The following is an 18,092-nucleotide window of genomic DNA, read 5'->3' on the forward strand; positions in this document are numbered from 1 at the left end:
GCGGATCGCTGTCGAGGGCCATGATTGTCCACGGTAACGGCGAGACGCGGCTGTGCCGATCGTGTCAATCGGAGCGGGATCCAGCCTAAGTCGATTGCATGGCTGGCGATGAGGACCTTCGGCTCATGCCGAACGGACAAGCGGATCACTTGCTGCAAGTGTCGCCCAGCGCAGCACAATGGTCTGGCGCCGGCGGCGGCGAGAGCCGCTCTACTCCCATCGGCACGAGCCGAGACCTCAGCTCCTTAGCCGGTCTTTCAGTGCGAGCCGGCTGATGCTGAGCTTGTTAAGGTTCAGCAGGCCTGGCTGACCAATTGCCAATCCCCTGACCAACGCGCGCGTGCCGTCCACGACAAAGACGCCGCAATCATAGCCGTTCTGCTGCCGGGCCATATCGGCCAGCCTCAGGCTGAGGCCCAGCCGGTCTGCGAGCCTTGCTGCACGAGCGTCATTGTATCCGCGGATGGAGTCGTAGTGATAGGCGACCGGCCGTTGCCGGGCCCTGCGATCAACGAATAGCAGCGACCAATGGCTGCCGTGTTGGCTAGGACGATCGGCATCGTTCATGGGCAGGAACAGGAAGTCGGCTGTATCGTTGCCATTCCGATCGATGAGGCGCTGGAATCTACCTCGCGCGTCGCCATCGACCGCCGCCAGGCGCACCTGATAATGGCTATAAGAGGATCGACGAGCTGCGTGCGGGCGGCGAGATCCGGATGGTTCTCCTGCAGCCACTGCTCGAGTGGCTCGTAATCCCTCTGGATGTGCTCGTCGCCGAGCCATCGATACCGCGCGCTGATACGATTGATGCGCCCCCGACGATAGGGTCAGTCGCCGAGCTGTCCGCTCTTTTGCCGAGCTTCATGGGGTATGCCGAGCATCAGCGAGGTGCATGTCGCATTTACGTTTTTAATGGCCCGGCAAACAACATCGTGTCGACTATATGTAATAACGTGCCATGTGCCGCGGGTGGCTGTTCGGTAAACGTCCGTATAGTTCCCTCCAACCTTCCCATATCCCGAGCCAATCTTCGTGCAATTGAGCTGGCACTTGACTTCGTTTCAACTGTCGAGCAATCGGGTGGACGATTGCAGGTGTCAAATGCTTCGGTGATCCCGCCCAATCGATCGAATTGAACGGCTCTCTAATCATGAGTGGCAGGCGAAATTCTTGTCGTATTGATGCTTGGAACGCAGGCGGTCGCCCTCGAGTGATCCCGCGGCTGGCTTTATTTCGATCAATTGAACGAGCGGCGATGGGGTTCGCTTTTCAAGCACGAGGGTCTGAATGATGAGCGGTGGTTTTGGCCGTTCGCCTGCGGTCTGCTTTCTCTTCGGACGTCCACGATCCGGGACGACGCTCCTGGCGCACCTGCTCCAGCAATGCGGCTATCGTGATCTTGCGAGGTGAGGTCACGCGGCTTGAGCAGCTCCTCAATATCCCCTAGGGTGATCTGGGTGCTTGCGATCAAAACATGCTGGCTGATTTCGCCAGGATCCTTAGCCCTCAACGAGCTGATCTGCGCGATAACGTGTGACGCAGGCGCCAGCGGTACCACGGCGGAATGCGACAGCCCCCCGGGTGTGTCAGTCTGCTGCCCAACGCGCACTTCAACTTTTGGATAGCCACGTACACCGGTGAGCCGTTCCGCAGCCGATATTCCTGCTCTGGGCGGCCGCCGTAGAACGGCGAAGAACAAAGATCCTGCATCGAAAAGAACATATATGCTGCCGAAACATCTGCGTCGTCTCGAAGCTGAATCGATCGAAATCATGCGTGAGGTGGTCGCCGAGTTCAAAAGGCCGGTCATGCTTTACTCGATCGGAAAAGACTCGAGCGTGCTGCTGCACATTGCGATGAAGGCGTTCTATCCGGCCAAATTGCCTTTCCCCCTGCTTCACGTCGATACGACCTGGAAGTTCCGCGAGATGATCAGATTCCGGGACGCGACAGCCAAGCGGCTCGGCCTCGACCTGATCGTCCATGTCAACAAGGAGGGCATCGCGCGCGGGATCAATCCGATCGACTCCGGCTCCGAGCTTCATACCCAGGTGATGAAGACCGACGCTCTGAAGCAGGCGCTCGACCTCCACGGATTTGATGCCGCCTTTGGCGGAGCCCGGCGCGACGAGGAAAAGAGCCGTGCAAAAGAACGGATCCTCTCCTTCCGTGCGGCCGGACACGTATGGGATCCCCGTAACCAGCGGCCTGAGCTCTGGAACCTGTTCAACACACGGATCCGCCCGGGCGAAACCATGCGCGTGTTTGCGATGTCAAACTGGACCGAGCTCGACGTGTGGGAATACATCATGCTCAAGAAGATCCCGGTCGTCCCGCTCTACTTCGCAAAGCAAAGACCGATAGTGCGTCGAAATGGCGCGACGATCATGATCGACGACAAACGATTGCCGCTCAACCGCGACGAGAGGCCGGAAATGCGCATGATCCGCTTTCGCACGCTCGGATGTTATCCTTTGAGCGGGGCTATTGAATCCGACGCGACGACGATCGAAGACGTCATCACAGAAATGAAGACTGCAACGGTGTCGGAGCGTCAGGGACGCCTGATTGATACCGATGAAGCCGCTTCGATGGAGAAGAAGAAGCGGGAAGGCTACTTTTGATGACTTCCAAAGCGACATCCGGACCTCTCGGGACTGGGACCAAAGACCAGCTGCGATTCATAACATGCGGCTCGGTGGACGACGGAAAATCGACGCTGATCGGTCGGTTGCTGCATGACAGCAAGATGGTCTACCAAGATCAGCTCACGGCGGTGAAGCGCGACAGCGTCAGGCACGGCTGCGCCGGGAGTGATATCGACTTCGCGCTGCTTGTGGACGGGCTCGAGGCTGAACGGGAGCAGGGCATCACGATCGACGTCGCCTACCGCTTCTTCACGACGCCGCGGCGCTCCCTCATGGTGGCCGATACTCCCGGTCACGAGCAGTACACCCGCAACATGGCAACCGGCGCCTCGAATGCCCAGCTCGCCATCATCCTGATTGATGCTCGCAAAGGCGTGTTGGTTCAGACCCGCCGCCACTCCTTCATCTGTTCGCTGCTCGGTATTCGTCATGTCGTGCTGGCAGTGAACAAGATTGACCTTGTCGCATACGACAAGGTGCGTTTCGATCGGATCGTCGCCAGCTATCTGGCCTTTGCCGCCGGCCTTGGCTTTACCTCGATCGTTCCGATCCCGATCTCGGCCCGCTACGGCGACAACGTCGTCGACCGCTCCGCTCATACCAAGTGGTATCATGGTCCATCTCTGATGGAGCATTTGGAGAGCATCGATATCCAGTCCGACACCGTAAACCAGGCTTTCCGCTTTCCGGTCCAATGGGTGAACCGGCCCAACCCGGATTTTCGCGGCTATGCCGGGTCGGTGGCTTCCGGGAGGATCTCGGCAGGAGACGAGATCGTCGTCGCCGCGTCCGGACGGACCACGCGGATCAAGCAGATCGTGACGCAGGATGGCGACCTTGTCGGCGCCGAGGCCGGTGATGCCGTCACCATTACACTGGAAGACGAGATCGATATCGGCCGTGGCGACCTTCTGTCGCTGCCAACCGAACGACCCAATATCGCCGACCAGTTCGCCGCTCATCTGATCTGGATGGACAACGAGCCGCTCGCTCCTGGACGAAATTACATCCTGCGGATTGGCTCGCAGACGGTCGCCGGCAGCATTACCGCAATCAGGCATCGGATCGATGTCAACACATGTGAGCAGCTGGCGGCCAGGACGCTTTCTCTCAACGAGATCGCGTTTTGCAATGTTGCGACCGCATTGCCCGTCGTATTCGATGCTTACGACGTCAATCGGAAGACCGGATCATTTATCGTCATCGATCGTTACACCAATCGTACGGTCGGCGCCGGCATGATTGCGTTTCCGCTGCGGCGGGCGGCCAATGTTACCTGGCAGGCGTTTTCAGTGGGCAGGAGTGAGCGCGCCGCGCTCAAGAATCAGAAGCCTTGCGTCGTCTGGTTCACCGGCCTATCTGGCGCAGGAAAGTCGACCATTGCCAACATCGTCGATCAAAAGCTATTTGCAATGTCGCGGCATGCGATGCTGCTGGATGGCGACAACCTCCGGAACGGATTGAACGCGGACCTCGGCTTCTCGGAGGCCGAGCGCGCGGAAAACATTCGGCGTGTCGGGCATGTTGCCAAGTTGATGGCGGATAGCGGCTTGATCGTGATCTGCTCGTTCATCTCCCCCTACAGGTCAGAACGAGACATGGTCCGCAGCCTGATTGGCAACGAGGAGTTCATCGAAGTCTTTGTCGATACGCCGATCGAAGAATGCGCCCGGCGCGATCCAAAAGGCCTCTACTCAAAGGTGAAATCCGGTCAGATCAAGAACTTCACCGGCATCGATACGTCCTACGAAGCACCGATAAGACCGGAAATTCATCTCAGGACCATGGAGCAGGCGCCTGAGCAAGCAGCGGAAGCCGTGGTCGATGTCTTGGTGGCGCGGGCACTCCTTGGACGTTAGTAAGATACAAGCTGTCAGTTCGCCTTGCAGGTGCCGCTCACCAGCGTACTGGCGCGGCGAAGGCGACTCGGGATAAACAGGGCCATCGATCGGACTCGTCGCTCTAAAGGAAAAAGATGGTTGCATCCACTCGTCGATTGCCCGCTTCTGGTTATGTGCTCGAAATCGACGGTCAATTAAAAACTGAATTCGCGACAAGAGACGGCGCCTGGGCAGGAGCGCAAGAGCTCAAGAAGCGCCGCCCCATGCTCCAGGTCAGGGTCTATGACGTCATGACGAAGGACAGAGAGGAAGTCAGGCTTCCAGTCGCCTGAGTGTTTCAACTGGCCTTTTCCTGCGTGTGCGGCTAGCGCCCCGCCGAGCTCTCGACAGCAGAGCCGCGGTGTCTTGACGCCTCGATCTCGTCCGCAATCCGAGATTGAGCGTGAAGCTACCCCGTTTTCCTAAGCCACAGTGTCTGATGATGTTCGCCGACGAGTACTTGACACGCCCTCTGAAGCCATTTCACTTCGTCGTCGGTAGTGCCCGAAAGGCGATTCAAGGGCGCTCGGTGCGTCCTCTCTTGAGACAATGCCGGAGCTACCCCCGCAACTGTAGGCGGCGAGTCGATAACCATTTCATGGCACTGGGATTCGCGATCCTGGGAAGGTGGTCAAGAGCCGCGACCCGCGAGCCAGGAAAACTGCTGCCAGCTTGTCATGCACGAATGCGTCGGACAGGGTGCTCCGAGGCATTGGTTAGCCCGTTTGGGATACGCCAGGCTCGCGGCGAAAGGCAGATCATGGTGGGAAAGAGGCGTGACGGTCAAATTGTTCGCCGTCGAGCACGTGTTCAACTTCCAATCAGGTTTTACCCAGCCATTCGGTGGCTGCACCTCAACAGATCTCATCCGCGCAGAGTTGGCACACGACAGCGGCGCTGCCGCTCGGCATCTTTCTAGCACTGGCTGCTGAGCCGCACCGGTGATTTCGGAAACTTGACTACGGCTCAGATCGAGGTAGAAGGGCCAACGCGGCGCAAGCGCGGGACGCGGGCTGACAACGGAATAGAAGCCGCAGCGAAGCGGTCCAGCGCGCAGCGCGGCAGAGCGGGCACGCAACCTGCACCGCGCGAGGTCCCCGCCCTGAGAAGTAGGAAATGCCACTCAACTCCAATGCCGTGCGACCAGCGCAATTGTCCATCTAGTGCTGCGCATGGTTATGATCATCGGACCCTGCCTCTTTCAGGAGTTCCGGGCGGTTGGCAGCATCATCGGCACCGGTGCGTCGGCCTTCTTCTTGCTGACGATTGCCGCCATCAACGTCCTGATCCTACGGGATGTCTGGCGGAGCTTTCAGCGTGCGCGGCGGGGCGAACACGTCGAAGAGCATGAGTTCGATCTGGTGCTGTCCGGTCGTGGCTTGCTGTCCCGGCTCTTGCGTCGGCTGTTTCGCATGGTAACAGCGAGCTGGCTGATGTTCGCGATCGGTCTGCTGTTCGGCCTCGGGTTCGATACGGCGACGGAAATCAGCCTTTTCACAGTCGCAGCCGGGCAAGCCTCGGGAGGGCTGGACTTCAGTACGGTGATGATACTTCCGGCTCTCTTCACTGCCGGCATGACGCTCGTCGATACGACCGACAGCGTCTTGATGGTCGGCGCGCATGGCTGGGCTTTCCTCAATCCGATCCGCAAGATCTGGTACAATCTGACCATTACGGCCATCTCAGTCGTCGTGGCGTTGCTGATCGGCGGCATCGAGGCACTCGGCCCGCTCGCCAACAAATTGGCGCCTGAAGGCACCTTCTGGAGCGCGGTGGGCGATCTCAACGAGAGCTTGGCCAGTTTCGGCTAACTCGTGGTTGGCATCTTCCTGGTCAGTTGGGCGAGGTCATTTGCGATATCGCTGGCAAGGACTCGAAAAGCCACTCAAGCCGGGGTGAGCTCACACAACCAGATGAGCTTCGCACGCGGAAGCTTGCAAGCTTATGCGCGACCCGATGCGCAAAAGCACCTCCGTCGACGAGTTCCCGCGCGTTGTGATACATCATGGAGAGCTTCTGCATGATTCACCCCTTCGATCACCGGGCGATGTGCCGGACTTGACCAGATTTGTGGAATAGGATTGTCGCCACGAGCGGGGCCAAACTGCGCCGCACCAGGTCTGCCGGAGGCCATTTGGCTTAACGCATGCCATAGCTGTTCCGCATGGTTGATAACAGACGTTGATAACAGACATTGTGTGTCTAGTGGCTCCGGAACCGCAGGGGCGCCGGTACAATTTGACATCAGACGGATGGGCCTTCCGAAGCACAGCAAGGTGGACGGTTGGATCGTGACGGTCGTCATCAAGGAGAATGGCTACGACAAACGGCTTCAACACAAGCTAGGTAACTACTGTCGCTGGCGCGACCGAAGCCGTGAGGCTGACCAAGACAGCGGGCATGCTAAGGTCGCAACGCTCAACTGTCCGATGCAAAGGAGCAACGGCGACGGGTCCGTGTTCGGCCGGGCGGCACTGTCATTGTACATGATGACAAGATCGATCCAATTATCGCACGTCTTCGGCGTCACTAGGGCCGTGCGTCTGACATCGAACAATGTCAGGTTCATTATCATCGGCACAAACGCGACACGAAATAGCCGGTCGTAAGCGTTCAAAAGCGCGAACGGTTTGCACTCTATGGCCAAGCGCGGTTAGTCCCGGCGCTCCGCTGGTTCGCTGCGTCCGTAATAGCCGGCGAAGCGGCTTGGCTGTGCGACTACAACCAGAAACCCTACTGCTGCGGTTCTCGGGCAGTTCATATGTCGGGCTGCCGATATTCGCCGAATGGATGGGCGGCAACACCATATTAGGGCATCAGTCATCGTCTGGTCTACCGCACATCTGCGGCAGACCATGGTCGAAGACGTAGGCTATTCGTTCCACGAGGCGCTTGCGGGCCATGCAGAACCGCTTAAGAAGTCGCTCATGGGGCTCGTGTCGCTGATAAACCACTTCGTTTGCCGCCGAACGTCTCACGGTCCCATGAAGTCGATCGCGTTGCATCCGTCGACGACGACGATGCCGACCCGAAGAGTACGCTCAATGTCTCCATTATCTTCGCGAGGCGAGTACGAAGCTGATGCGTCGGTATCGGCCCGATTAGGTCCTCGATGTTCGCCGATCTCCGACTGTCCGCGGCCATAGGGCGGGCTATATGCTGCGTACCGCTGTGTCGGGGGAGCAGCGATCGGGCGAGAAGTGGGCGAACTCATGAAGGACGACCGGCTCGTGCCAGATGGTTTGGTGGTCAGGCTGATTAGCGATCGAATTGGGCAGCCGGATGCAGCGCGAGGAGCCATCCTCGACGGTTTTCCGCGCACGGTGGCCCAGCCGGAAGGCCTCATGGTGCGCTCGGCGGGCACAAGTTGAACTATGTGATCGAGCTCAAGGTCAACGAGCTCGAGAACCGGACGCCGGTAATCTAACCGATGTAGGACGGATAAACTCGGTGTATCCGTTTGCCGATGTGGCAAAGCGCCGCGCGCGGCACGCGGGAGGAGCAGGCAGCAGCTGACTTGCCCGTGGCATCGAGCTCAGGTGAATTCCGACAGCCAGTCGTCGAACTCCAGGCGACTACGTAGCTCGTCTGTGAATCTCCGCACGCATCGTCTTGTCCCCGGAAGGTGGAGGCGCACGTCAGGAAAAATTCACACGAGAAAAATCCGGAGAGGGTTGAAGCGCACGTAACGTCAAGTTGTACGATCTCGAAATAGGCGGCGACGGTCGTCACGTACCAACACCTCCAATGAACGACAGTGCGCGAATGTCTCAAGTCTCAGGTTCACGCAGGAAGCGTACCGTCGCCAGCGACAATCGTCTGGCGCGCCATGCCCGGATCTGGAGCCGGGCGCGATGGTCCGACGTGCACCGCTAACCTGACTTCAATATTGCCTGAGTGGCACAGCTCGCACGTAAGCCGATCGGTCGACCGGCCGGGTTTGCGACGACAAGCCGACGCTCGCGCTCAAATCTGCGGATGCGTATGGCTGGATCAGAGTGAGCGTCGCGCCAAATGGGGTTCGAGGACCGGGTCACAAAGCCAATTCTTGGGAGATCTGAATGACATCGCTGAAGAGCCTTGCGAGACATCACTTCGCACCTGGATGTGGAGGTTGTCTCTGGGCAGTTTCTTCGGGTGCCGACCCGAGGTGCGCCCAGCCTCTATGGCGCGGGGCTCAAAGCGGTTGAGCGGCGCTCGCGGTCTCTTGCTGGGGCTGGTGTGCTCCAGATGCATTGACGAATACAACTGAGGGGGAATGGTGTGACAACACAGCGCTCTTTGCTGACGCCTGGTCCATTGTCGTTGTCGCTGGCGGTCAGGCGCCAGATGCAGCTTGATCTTGCATCGCGCGATTGCGAGTTCAAGGAAGTGACCGCCCGCATGAGGCGGCTGATGCTCAATTTGCTGGCAAATGCCGAGGACTATTCGGTGGTCCCAATTCAGGGAGGCGGCTCTTTTGCGATGGAAGCCGCTTTGTCTACATTCGTGTCTGGAGCCCACAAGCCGCTTGTTTGCATAAACGGCATCTATGGCGAGCGCATCTTCAAAATTCTGCGACTGTGGGGCGTCGAAGCGCTGACGCTTGCCAAGCGAGCGACCGACCCTTTGGATCCTCAGGAAATCGGCGAGCATCTGAACCGAAATCCGAGCGTTACGCACCTGTGTTTCGTGCATTGCGAAACAACGACGGGAATCGTCAATCCGCTGGATGCGATCGTGGAGGAGGCGAGGCGACGTGGTGTAAAGACGATCGTCGACGCGATGAGCTCTTTTGGCGGCATTGATATTGATCTGAGCAGGCCTGGCCCTGACGTCCTGGTCACCTCGAGCAACAAGTGCATAGAAGGGCCTCCGGGAGTTGCGTTTGTCATCGCCTCCCGCGCGCTGTTGCAGAATGCGGTTCAAGAACCGAGGTCATTTGTGCTCGACGTCAGAGATCAATGGCTCTCGCTCGAGCGCACAGGAGAGTGGCGTTCGACCCCTCCGACCCATATCGTTCAGGCAACGACAAAGGCGCTGGAGATTCTGGACGAGGAGGGCATTCAAGCGCGGCGCCGCAGGTATGAGAAGGTCAGGGACGATCTCGTAAGAGAACTCGAAGGAGTGGTGTCTCCGCTGCTGGCCGCCGACGTGCAGTCGCCAGTCTGCGTTGCGTTCGTCGCGCCGTCAGGAATGGCGGATCAGGCAGCATTCGATGGGCTGTATCGCCACCTGGCAGCTCACAACCTTTACATCTACTCCAAGCTGCATCTTGCGACGCGGAGTTTTCGGGTCGGTTGCATCGGGGAAATCCAATCCGCTTGGATCCAGCAGTTGGGGTGCGCTTTCCGGACCTACTTCCGGTCTGGCCAGGGTGCGGCAGCGCGACCGATATCGGCCCAGCAGACATGCGAGGCTCGCGTAAAGGTGCCGCCTCGCGTGCCAGGGGGGGCGCAGCTCCCATTTTCCCCCGAGACTGCCGTTCTGCACGCGGGTTACCGACGCGACCCGGTGACAAAAGCCGTGGCCGTGCCGATCTATCAGAACACGGCTTATGAACTCGATGGCGATCTGAACCACATCGCAGATGTCTACAACGTAAAGGCCGATGGGTTCACCTATACCAGGATTATCAATCCGACGACCCGGGCGCTGGAAAGAAGGTACGCGGCTGTCGATACAGGAAAAGACTCGCTCGCCGTCGCATCCGGGCAAGCGGCAACGTTCCTTGCCATCGTCAACCTGGCAAGCGGGCAGGTCGGGGATAATGTCGTCGCCTCGCCCTATCTGTATGGCAATACCTGGAACCTGCTCCATAACACGCTGAAGCGTCTTGGCATCAGCGTCAGGACGGCGGATCCTCGAAGGCCCGAGACGTTCGAACATGCCATCGATGATCGCACGATATGCCTGTTCGGAGAGGTGATTTCGAATCCCTGTCTGATTCCACTTCCCGTCAAGCAACTGGCCGAGATCGGTCGAAAGTACGGCGTTCCCCTTGTAGTGGACAATACGACGACGCCGCTGGTATGCCGGCCGTCAGATCTCGGTGCCGCGATCACGACGTACTCCGCCACGAAATACATATGCGGCCATGGCACCACACTGGGCGGACTGATCGTCGACAACGGCAAGTTCAGCTACAGCGGAGCTTCGCGGTTTCCATTGTTCAACGGTCCTGACGAGGCGCATGGCGGAATCATCTGGCGCAACGCGCTGCAGGATGTCGACGATCTTGGAAAAAGCGAGTTTCTTCTGAAGGCTCGCATGACGTGGTTACGCGATACCGGCGCGGCGATCGCCCCCTTTGCGAGCTTCCAACTGATCCAGGGCCTTGAGACGCTGCCGCTTCGTATGAAGCAGCACTGCGCAAACGCCAGGATCGTGGCAGACGCTCTCAAGGAGCATCCAAAAGTGCGCCGTGTCTTCTACCCGGGGCTCTTCGAAGGAGCCGATCGCGAAACCGTCGACCAGACCCTCAACCCGGCATACGGGCACGGCGCAATGGTCATGTTCGAGGTCGAGGACGAGCTGGCCGGACGCAAGTTCATTCAGAACGTCGACCTGATGTATCACGTCTCGAATGTGGGGGATGCCCGCACACTCGTGACGCATCCTGTCTCCACGACACACACAACCGTTCCACGGGAAAAGCGCGAGGCGGCCGGCATTTTTGGCGGTTCGATCCGGCTTTGCGTCGGCATCGAGGATGTCAACGACATTGTCCGCGATCTGCACAAGGCGCTCTCCGCAATCTGACAACCTGGAAGCCGATCAGGAAGGGATTCTCATGAATCAGCCAGAAGCTTGGAAACTGAGGTCGTCACGCTATGAGGCCGTTCAGTTCAGTCGCGAGATCAATAAGCAGCTCTCCGAGCTGAGGCCCGACAACATAACGGGAGTGGCCTACATCGCCAAGGATTACGCGGTCATCGCAGCGTGCACGCTGGTGACTGTGTGGGCCTCATGGTGGTTCTACCCGCTCGCGATTCTTCTGATCGGCGCCTACCAGCGCGGATTGACCACTATCGCCCATGATGCCGCCCATCGCACGCTGGCGAAGAACACCACCTGGAACTACATCCTCGGCATTCTGTTCGCGGCCTATCCCCTGTTCCAACGCCACTGGGCCTACCGGATATCACACGTCTATTTGCACCATCCGTATCTCGGCGACCCGGACAAGGATCCCGATCTGAAGTTCTTCCTGTCCAGCGGTGTTTACGACGTGCAGCCTCCTGAGCGGTATGCGTTCAACCTGATCTGGAAGCCAATATTTGGCGGTGCGACAGCGGCGTACCTGAAATATCTCTGGACCAATCGGTTTTCGATCACGGATGCCGAGGACGAGAGCCGGTTAGGCATACTTATCGACAAGTATTGCTTCTATCTCTTTTGGATCGGCATCCTGGGCGGATCATATGCTCTTGGGCTGCTCCACATCGTGATCCTGTTCTGGATCGTGCCCTATCTCACAACGTTTCAGGTCCTCGGCTGGTTTATCGAGCTCGCCGAGCACTCACCGATGTGTGAGACGGAGACGCAGAACGTCTATCTGACCCGGAATCGGAAAGGGAATTTTCTGGAGCGGGCCATCCTTGGGCAAAATCTGGATGAATATCACCTCGAGCATCACCTCTCGCCTGGCATCCCGTTCTGGCTGTTGCACAAAGCCCAGAAGATCCGGATGCTGGATCCGAATTACGCAAAGGTTGCTGCAAGTTGGGGCGGGCTTTTCGTCAAGGGGCCGCAAGGTCAGCCAAGCGTCATAACTCAGTTGAAGGAGCGAAATCGACGCCTGTATGAGCAGTCTGTGGCCGGTGCCCAAACGGGAAGGCAACTCGCGTGACATTGCAACGGCCAGACAAGGTCCGGGCCGTGGTTGGCGTCACCTCGAACCGGCTTTTGATCGATGGTGTGCATCGCGACTGGTTGCGGCGCAAATACGTCCAGGCTCTCCTGCATCATGCGGGAGTGGCGTGCGTCATACTGCCGACGATCGACGCTGAAGATGCGGACGTTGAGGCCGCACCAGCGATGATGCGCGTGCTCGACGGGTTGGTGTTGACAGGAGATGAATCGAATGTCGATCCTGCCGTTTTGAACGCGCCTGCGTCCTGTTCAGGGGCTGATCGGCAGGACGTCGAGGGTGGAGTCCGTGACCGCCCACGGGACAGGCTATCCGCGGTGGCCATCAAGAGCGCCATTGCGCTCGGAATGCCGATCTTGGGCATCTGCCGTGGGCTGCAGGAGCTCAATGTCTATTTCGGCGGCACACTTCGCCCATCGCTTGCGGAGTGGAGCCTGGAACGTGGCCAGATGCATGCCGAGAAACCCGATCGTCCAAGAGACCGTCAGTACGACGTCGCGCACAGCGTGACGATATGTCCCGATGGCGCGCTCTTTCCGGTCGCGCGCACCGTCGAAGCGCAAGTCAATTCCCTGCACAACCAAGGCATAGAGGTGCTGGCCACTGCGCTCAGGCGGGAGGCGTGGGCGCCTGACGGCCTGGTCGAAGCGGCGTCAGTCATTGGTGCGCCGACGCTGCAAATCGGTGTGCAGTGGCATCCCGAATGGCACGTCTCAACCGATCTCCTGAGCAAGCAACTGTTCACGGCATTTGGCCAGGCGTGTGTTGCCTACGCCAATCAAAGAAGCACGAGAGGCGGCTTATGACATTTCAAACCAAACGCGGTCCGCCGAGATCGAAAGAAGAGTCAACCGGAACCGATGCACCGGCATGGTTCGGGGGGGGCGCTACGCCGCGCCAGCCTCAGGGCAAGGGAGCACGATTGACGAGCCGATTCGCTCTGGGAGTTCTCTTTGTGGCGCTTTATGTCGTTCTGAGCGCCGCAGGCGAGGTGTATGCGGCATCGTATTTTCAGCAGGCAGATGTGTTCGTCGCTCTGCTGGTGTCCTTTGCTGCGGTATGTCTGTCGTTCAATCTGCTGGCTGGTCGCGAGACAGGCAAGGCACGCGTTACGAAGTCAGCGCTCATGGCTTTTGTGTCGCTCAATTTCGTGACCGGGATCAGCTGGATCGGCCTATTTATCGGACTGAAATACGCCGAACCCGCGATCGTCGTCGCGTTCATGGTGGCGCTAGGACCCGCCGCAACCGTGTGGTTGAACGCGCTGATCAGACGGAAGGGTGTTCCTCCGGCGTCCGATATCGTCGTGAGCGTTACGATCGCGATGATCGGCGGCTACATGATCTGGATCTCGGCCAGCGGCAACGCGGGCGTGCAGTGGGGGCCTCGATCGTCTTTTGGCATCGTCCTGGCAATCGTGGCCGGCCTATCGCTGGCCCTTACGAATATACTCGTCAAGCTGCTGTTCGATGGCGGATTTTCTGGCCGACAGGTGCTGGCGCATCGGTTTTATGGAACGATTCTTTTGCTGCTGGGACTGGTCGACCATTCCTCCATCGTACTTGAGATCTCACAGCATTGGTTGGTGATCGCAGCGATCGGGCTCTCCACGATCATTATTCCTTTGCTCTTGATCCAGGAGGGCATTCGCCGCGTAGAGCCCTTCACGGTCAACATGGTGCTGTCCACCGCCCCTGTCATCACGTTCCTGTTCCAGTACTTCGATTCTCGCATCGTGCCTTCCCTGCATACGTTCGTTGGAAATGTTCTCATTACGATTGTCGCTGTCGGCAACGTCTACTCGCAGTATCGGAGGACCGCATGAACGAACGGAAATGTGTAATCGTTGACGCATATTCGACTGGCCGGTTTCTACCGGAAGAGTTCAAGTGCTATGGAATTGGAACGGTGCATGTGATGTCGGCAGCACAGATTCCGCCGATATTCGAGTCGCATTTCAATGCGGAGCTGTATGACGAAGTCATTCGCCCGCGCGAATGCATGGGGTATGACGAGATCGTTGAATTTCACCTTCAGGCTCTCCGTGGCAGGGAGCTGGAGTTTGTCATAGCGGGGTGCGAGACCGGCGTTGAGCTGGCCGATTCCCTCTCGGAGCGGCTGGGCTTGCCGTCGAATGGGACGGCCCTGTCAGCCGCCCGGCGAGACAAATCGCGCCTGTCGGAAGCGTTGGCCGCAGCGGGCGTGCGATCGATCAGGCAGGTCGTGTCCGACAATGCCGTCGAGATCGCAAGCTGGAAGCGTGAAGAGAACTTCGATGAGATCGTGATCAAGCCGCTGAACAGCACCGGCACGGAGGACGTGTTCTTTTGCTCGGCGGATGCGGATGTTCAGCGTGGCCTAGCTGCCATTGTCGGGAAGACGAACCGTGTCGGAGCCTTCAACAAACTGGCGCTTGCACAGGAGAAAATAAACGGTCAGCAGTACACCGTAAATGCTGTCTCGATCGATGGAGAAGCCTTCGTCACCGAGGCCTGGACCTATGAGACCGTTCCAGTCGAGGGCGCGTCATCGGTCTGCTCACGCGAGTGGTTGCTGGGAGCCAGGGAGCCAATCGTTTCGGAACTATCCGATTATCTTGTGCGTGCGTTGCAGGCACTTCAGATCGCCAACGGACCTGCCCATGCGGAGATCATCGTCGATGATCGGGGACCAGTTTTGGTCGACTTCGGAGCGAGGCTGCAAGGAACCATGTCGGCGAAAGCCCGGACCATGGCGTTGGGTGACAATCATATGACGCTAACCGCCTGGCGGTACGCAGATCCCAAGGGCTTTGGTGACTGTATGAGGCTGCGTGGGCCCTACAAGCGGCAGGCTCATGCACTGTGCGTCTCGCTAATTTCCGATATGAGCGGCGTCGTGGCCGGTTACTCCGGGCTCGATGCAATCCGAAAGCTCAAAAGCTTCGCGGATGCCATTGCATTCGTTCCCATAGGCCAAAACCTGGTCCCGACGATCGACCTGGCATCCACACCAGGCATCGTGTACCTCGTGAACAACGATATGATGCAGCTTGAGGATGACTATCGCCAGTTGCGTGCGATGCGGATGAATCAGGTCTTCGATCTGGTGGCGCAGGAACCCAGCGCATGACCGACACCCGTGTGGCTCGCGCGAACTCAGCTCGCGCGGCGATGATCGGCGTAAGCGACTTTGACGGCGTCCTTCGAGGCAAGCACGTCCTGGGTGAAAATCTCTCGGATGGGGATAAAGTCGTCAAGTTCTCCGAGGCGGTGCTGGCGTGGGATTGCTCAGACCGGGTCATTCCGTTGGGATTCACGCAAAAGCCCCTATCGGCGTTCGGAGACGCCGATCTGCGTGTTCTGTCAGGCACCGGCCGTTTGGTGTCTTATCTCGGCGATCAGCATCTCTACCTCGCCGAGTTCATGGACGCACATGAGGACATCTGCCCGCGAGGTATTCTGCGCAAAGTCCTGAAAAGAGCTGCTGACCACGGATACGGCTGCACGGCCGGGTTCGAGTTCGAGTTCATGTTGTTCAAAGAGAACGCCGACACAATTCAAGCCAAGCCGTTCGGCGAATGGACTCCTTTAACCCGAGGTCCGTTCGGTTACTCGATTGCGCGTTCTGTCGCGCACCAGGAGCTGTTCGGCGAGATCCTGGCGCTTTGTGAGAAGGCCAGAATACCTCTCAGCGGCCTGCACTTCGAGACCGGGCCGGGCGTGATTGAAGCGTCACTTCGTCATTGTGATGCCCTGGAAGCTGCGGATCGAGCAATCATTTTCAAGTCGATGATCAAGGCCTGGGCGCAAACGAAAGGCATGATGGCTACATTCATGGCCAAGGTTTTTGAGGATTGGCCCGGCCAGTCGGGCCATATTCACATCTCGATCTCCTCGGACGGCCACAATGCGTTTTACGAACGTAACGCGTTTCGCAACATCTCAAATGTCATGAGGCAATTTATCGGCGGACAACTGAAATACATGAGTGAGTTCAGTGTCCTCGCCGCGCCGAACTTCAATAGCTACAAGAGATTGGTGCCTGGCTACTGGGCACCGGTCTGCCCAAGCTGGGGAATTGATAACCGCTCCTGCGCGGTGCGGGCCATTGCGGGAGAGCCGGCCGCACATCGGCTCGAGTACAGGCTATCGGGCGCAGATATCAACCCATATCTCGCCCTCTCATGCGCCATCGGTTCCGGCATACTGGGCGTCGAGACGGATGCGGCTTTGCCGGCTTCGATCGTCGGCGATGCAAGCGTCGAGGTGTGTCCCAGGTCCGAAAGATTGCCTCAAAGCCTGTCAGAGGCAACATATCGGTTTGCACAGTCTGCGGCGGCCAATGATGTCTTCGGGGAAAGGTTTGTTGAAGCCTTTTCTTGCTCCCGCCGCTGGGAGTGGGAGGCGGTTCAACATCGGGTCACCGACTTTGAGCGTCGGCGGTACTTCGAGATCATCTAGCTGTTCGGGCTACTGAGCATTGCGGCCGTTGCGCCGCGCCGATCACGGTCAGCTCCTGGGCGTCCGTCGGGACAGCCACTGCAACCGCGCAAGGTTACGCTTGCTTTCCTTGCCGTCGTTGAAGGCGGCCGACCATCACAATCTAACTATCCATCTTGCGGCGTTTCGGCTGAACCTCCGGCCGCAGAGCGCGACCGGAGGTTTATCCGAACAGGGCTTCGCGTCAGTCTCGCTTGACGCCTATCGGCGTGCTGCTGGTTGCGGATTCGTCAACTGTCTCCTTGTCCGACGCGTTGCCGCCGGCTGCATTCTTCGCGCCCTTGGTCGACTTCCTGCCCGCTTTTGCGCCCGCAGTCCTGAGCCTAGGCGAGGAAGAGTCCTCATCATCGCTCACCCCGCTCTGTATGCTGGTACCTTGCACGTATTTGCGAGCCTTGGCGTCTGCGGCAAGGCTTTGCGCAATGACAGGGTACGCAAGGAAAGCCGCAACGCCGCCTGCCAATACAAAGGTCTTCACTAAATTCATTCATGTCTCCTGGATCGATTCGCTTGCGACGGAACGATGTCGGCTCAACGCCGCGCGGACCGCCTGCGCCGCTCGTATCGTGTTGAGCGTACGAACGAGCGCGGCTTCATCTAATCTCTGTTGTGTGGTCATCGTTCAGGAGATTTGAGGTAAATCCGCGAAGTTGTTGTCTTACATGTGGCGGTACAACAGCCGTATCGTCGACATTGCGGAGCCTGCTCACGACTAGACGGAGGATTTTTGTGGAGAGTCTGCGCGGCTGACGCCGCAGGAGTCTCCGTCCGGGGGACATACGCACGTGTCTTGCGGATTTGAATTTCCGACATCTGGAGCGGCCTCAAGGCGGACGCCGCTTTTGTCATCGAGGTTGTCAGCATCTTGTAAGCGAAGCTCCGCAGTCTACCGCAATCAGAAAACCGGCTGTGGCGGTTCTCAACGGGAGACCAGGTATGGATTCTATCGAGCGAGCTTTGTCTGCGCACGCTATGCCAACAATCATCAAAGAGGAAGAAATCCAGCGTCCGAGTACGGAAGCTTCTCCATCCGCTTGCGTTGCCTGACGATTCTCGCGTTGTGCGGCATGATGGCTCCCGTGAACCGACCACCCCGGTTCAGCAAGCCGCCTCGTCACTTCCCATCGAGCCTGTGCGTCATCATCAGGCCCAGGCCCAGGCCCTCGGGCGTCGAGGCGACACCTCGATGCTTTCGAGAACTTCATCGACAGTAGAGATGACACCTATAGCG

The 18,092-nt window shown here is 58.6% G+C and carries 13 protein-coding genes and 1 riboswitch; of the genes, 11 read left to right on the plus strand and 2 right to left on the minus strand.

All coding sequences use genetic code 11. From position 1 onward, the window contains the following. Positions 1-237 precede the first annotated feature (237 nt). Entirely contained in the window at positions 238-735 is a 498-nt protein-coding gene (locus tag H8A95_RS23830; RefSeq protein ID WP_229185284.1) for a Ulp1 family isopeptidase, read from the minus strand. 932 nt (positions 736-1,667) lie between these two features. Here H8A95_RS23830 and cysD point away from each other — a divergent pair. From cysD to H8A95_RS23885, 11 genes are all read left to right on the plus strand, one after another. Continuing rightward, a complete protein-coding gene (gene cysD / locus H8A95_RS23835; RefSeq protein WP_274617496.1) occupies positions 1,668-2,624 on the plus strand; it encodes a sulfate adenylyltransferase subunit CysD in 957 nt (318 codons plus the stop codon). Beyond that, positions 2,624-4,507, plus strand: a complete 1,884-nt coding sequence (gene cysN / locus H8A95_RS23840) for a sulfate adenylyltransferase subunit CysN (RefSeq protein WP_229167664.1) — start codon at positions 2,624-2,626, stop codon at positions 4,505-4,507. The genes cysD and cysN overlap by 1 nt, the downstream gene beginning before the upstream one ends. 116 nt (positions 4,508-4,623) lie before the next feature. Further along, on the plus strand, positions 4,624-4,821 hold the full coding sequence (locus tag H8A95_RS23845; RefSeq protein ID WP_229167663.1) for a hypothetical protein: 198 nt from the start codon (positions 4,624-4,626) through the stop codon (positions 4,819-4,821). Positions 4,822-5,006: 185 nt separating this feature from the next. Beyond that, positions 5,007-5,211: riboswitch (cobalamin riboswitch) on the plus strand. A 468-nt stretch (positions 5,212-5,679) separates the two neighbouring features. Then, entirely contained in the window at positions 5,680-6,339 is a 660-nt protein-coding gene (locus H8A95_RS23850) for a HoxN/HupN/NixA family nickel/cobalt transporter (protein ID WP_312001038.1), read from the plus strand. Positions 6,340-7,716: 1,377 nt separating this feature from the next. Next, positions 7,717-7,899 (plus strand): nucleoside monophosphate kinase, encoded by a 183-nt coding sequence (locus tag H8A95_RS23855; RefSeq protein ID WP_376711682.1) that lies wholly within the window; start codon positions 7,717-7,719, stop codon positions 7,897-7,899. Between the two features lie 892 nt (positions 7,900-8,791). Then, the gene (locus tag H8A95_RS23860; RefSeq protein WP_229185285.1) at positions 8,792-11,269 is read left to right on the plus strand and encodes a 2-aminoethylphosphonate--pyruvate transaminase; all 2,478 of its coding nucleotides are present in this window, start codon (positions 8,792-8,794) and stop codon (positions 11,267-11,269) included. A gap of 31 nt (positions 11,270-11,300) precedes the next feature. After that, complete coding sequence (rtxC, locus tag H8A95_RS23865) at positions 11,301-12,359, plus strand: dhydrorhizobitoxine desaturase (RefSeq protein WP_229167658.1); 1,059 nt, start codon at positions 11,301-11,303, stop codon at positions 12,357-12,359. Continuing rightward, on the plus strand, positions 12,356-13,186 hold the full coding sequence (locus H8A95_RS23870) for a gamma-glutamyl-gamma-aminobutyrate hydrolase family protein (protein WP_229167657.1): 831 nt from the start codon (positions 12,356-12,358) through the stop codon (positions 13,184-13,186). The genes rtxC and H8A95_RS23870 overlap by 4 nt, the downstream gene beginning before the upstream one ends. Positions 13,187-13,335: 149 nt before the next feature. Then, positions 13,336-14,205 (plus strand): DMT family transporter, encoded by an 870-nt coding sequence (locus tag H8A95_RS23875; RefSeq protein ID WP_229167656.1) that lies wholly within the window; start codon positions 13,336-13,338, stop codon positions 14,203-14,205. Then, on the plus strand, positions 14,202-15,491 hold the full coding sequence (locus H8A95_RS23880) for an ATP-grasp domain-containing protein (RefSeq protein ID WP_229167655.1): 1,290 nt from the start codon (positions 14,202-14,204) through the stop codon (positions 15,489-15,491). Before H8A95_RS23875 ends, H8A95_RS23880 begins: the two co-directional genes overlap by 4 nt. Next, positions 15,488-16,822, plus strand: a complete 1,335-nt coding sequence (locus tag H8A95_RS23885; protein WP_229167654.1) for a glutamine synthetase family protein — start codon at positions 15,488-15,490, stop codon at positions 16,820-16,822. The genes H8A95_RS23880 and H8A95_RS23885 overlap by 4 nt, the downstream gene beginning before the upstream one ends. A 223-nt stretch (positions 16,823-17,045) precedes the next feature. On the opposite strand, the gene H8A95_RS23890 is transcribed toward H8A95_RS23885, so the two are convergent. Next, a complete protein-coding gene (locus H8A95_RS23890) occupies positions 17,046-17,348 on the minus strand; it encodes a hypothetical protein (protein WP_229167653.1) in 303 nt (100 codons plus the stop codon). Positions 17,349-18,092: the final 744 nt, after the last annotated feature.

The organism is Bradyrhizobium oropedii (assembly GCF_020889685.1).
Taxonomy (GTDB): Bacteria; Pseudomonadota; Alphaproteobacteria; order Rhizobiales; family Xanthobacteraceae; genus Bradyrhizobium; species Bradyrhizobium oropedii.

Bases quoted from the DNA above. Each gene is read 5' to 3' on its own strand.
- cysN (WP_229167664.1), top strand. From the start codon at position 2,624: ATGACTTCCAAAGCGACATCCGGACCTCTCGGGACTGGGACCAAAGAC.
- H8A95_RS23845 (WP_229167663.1), top strand. From the start codon at position 4,624: ATGGTTGCATCCACTCGTCGATTGCCCGCTTCTGGTTATGTGCTCGAA.
- rtxC (WP_229167658.1), top strand. From the start codon at position 11,301: ATGAATCAGCCAGAAGCTTGGAAACTGAGGTCGTCACGCTATGAGGCC.
- H8A95_RS23880 (WP_229167655.1), top strand. From the start codon at position 14,202: ATGAACGAACGGAAATGTGTAATCGTTGACGCATATTCGACTGGCCGG.
- H8A95_RS23885 (WP_229167654.1), top strand. From the start codon at position 15,488: ATGACCGACACCCGTGTGGCTCGCGCGAACTCAGCTCGCGCGGCGATG.
- H8A95_RS23890 (WP_229167653.1), bottom strand. From the start codon at position 17,348: ATGAATTTAGTGAAGACCTTTGTATTGGCAGGCGGCGTTGCGGCTTTC.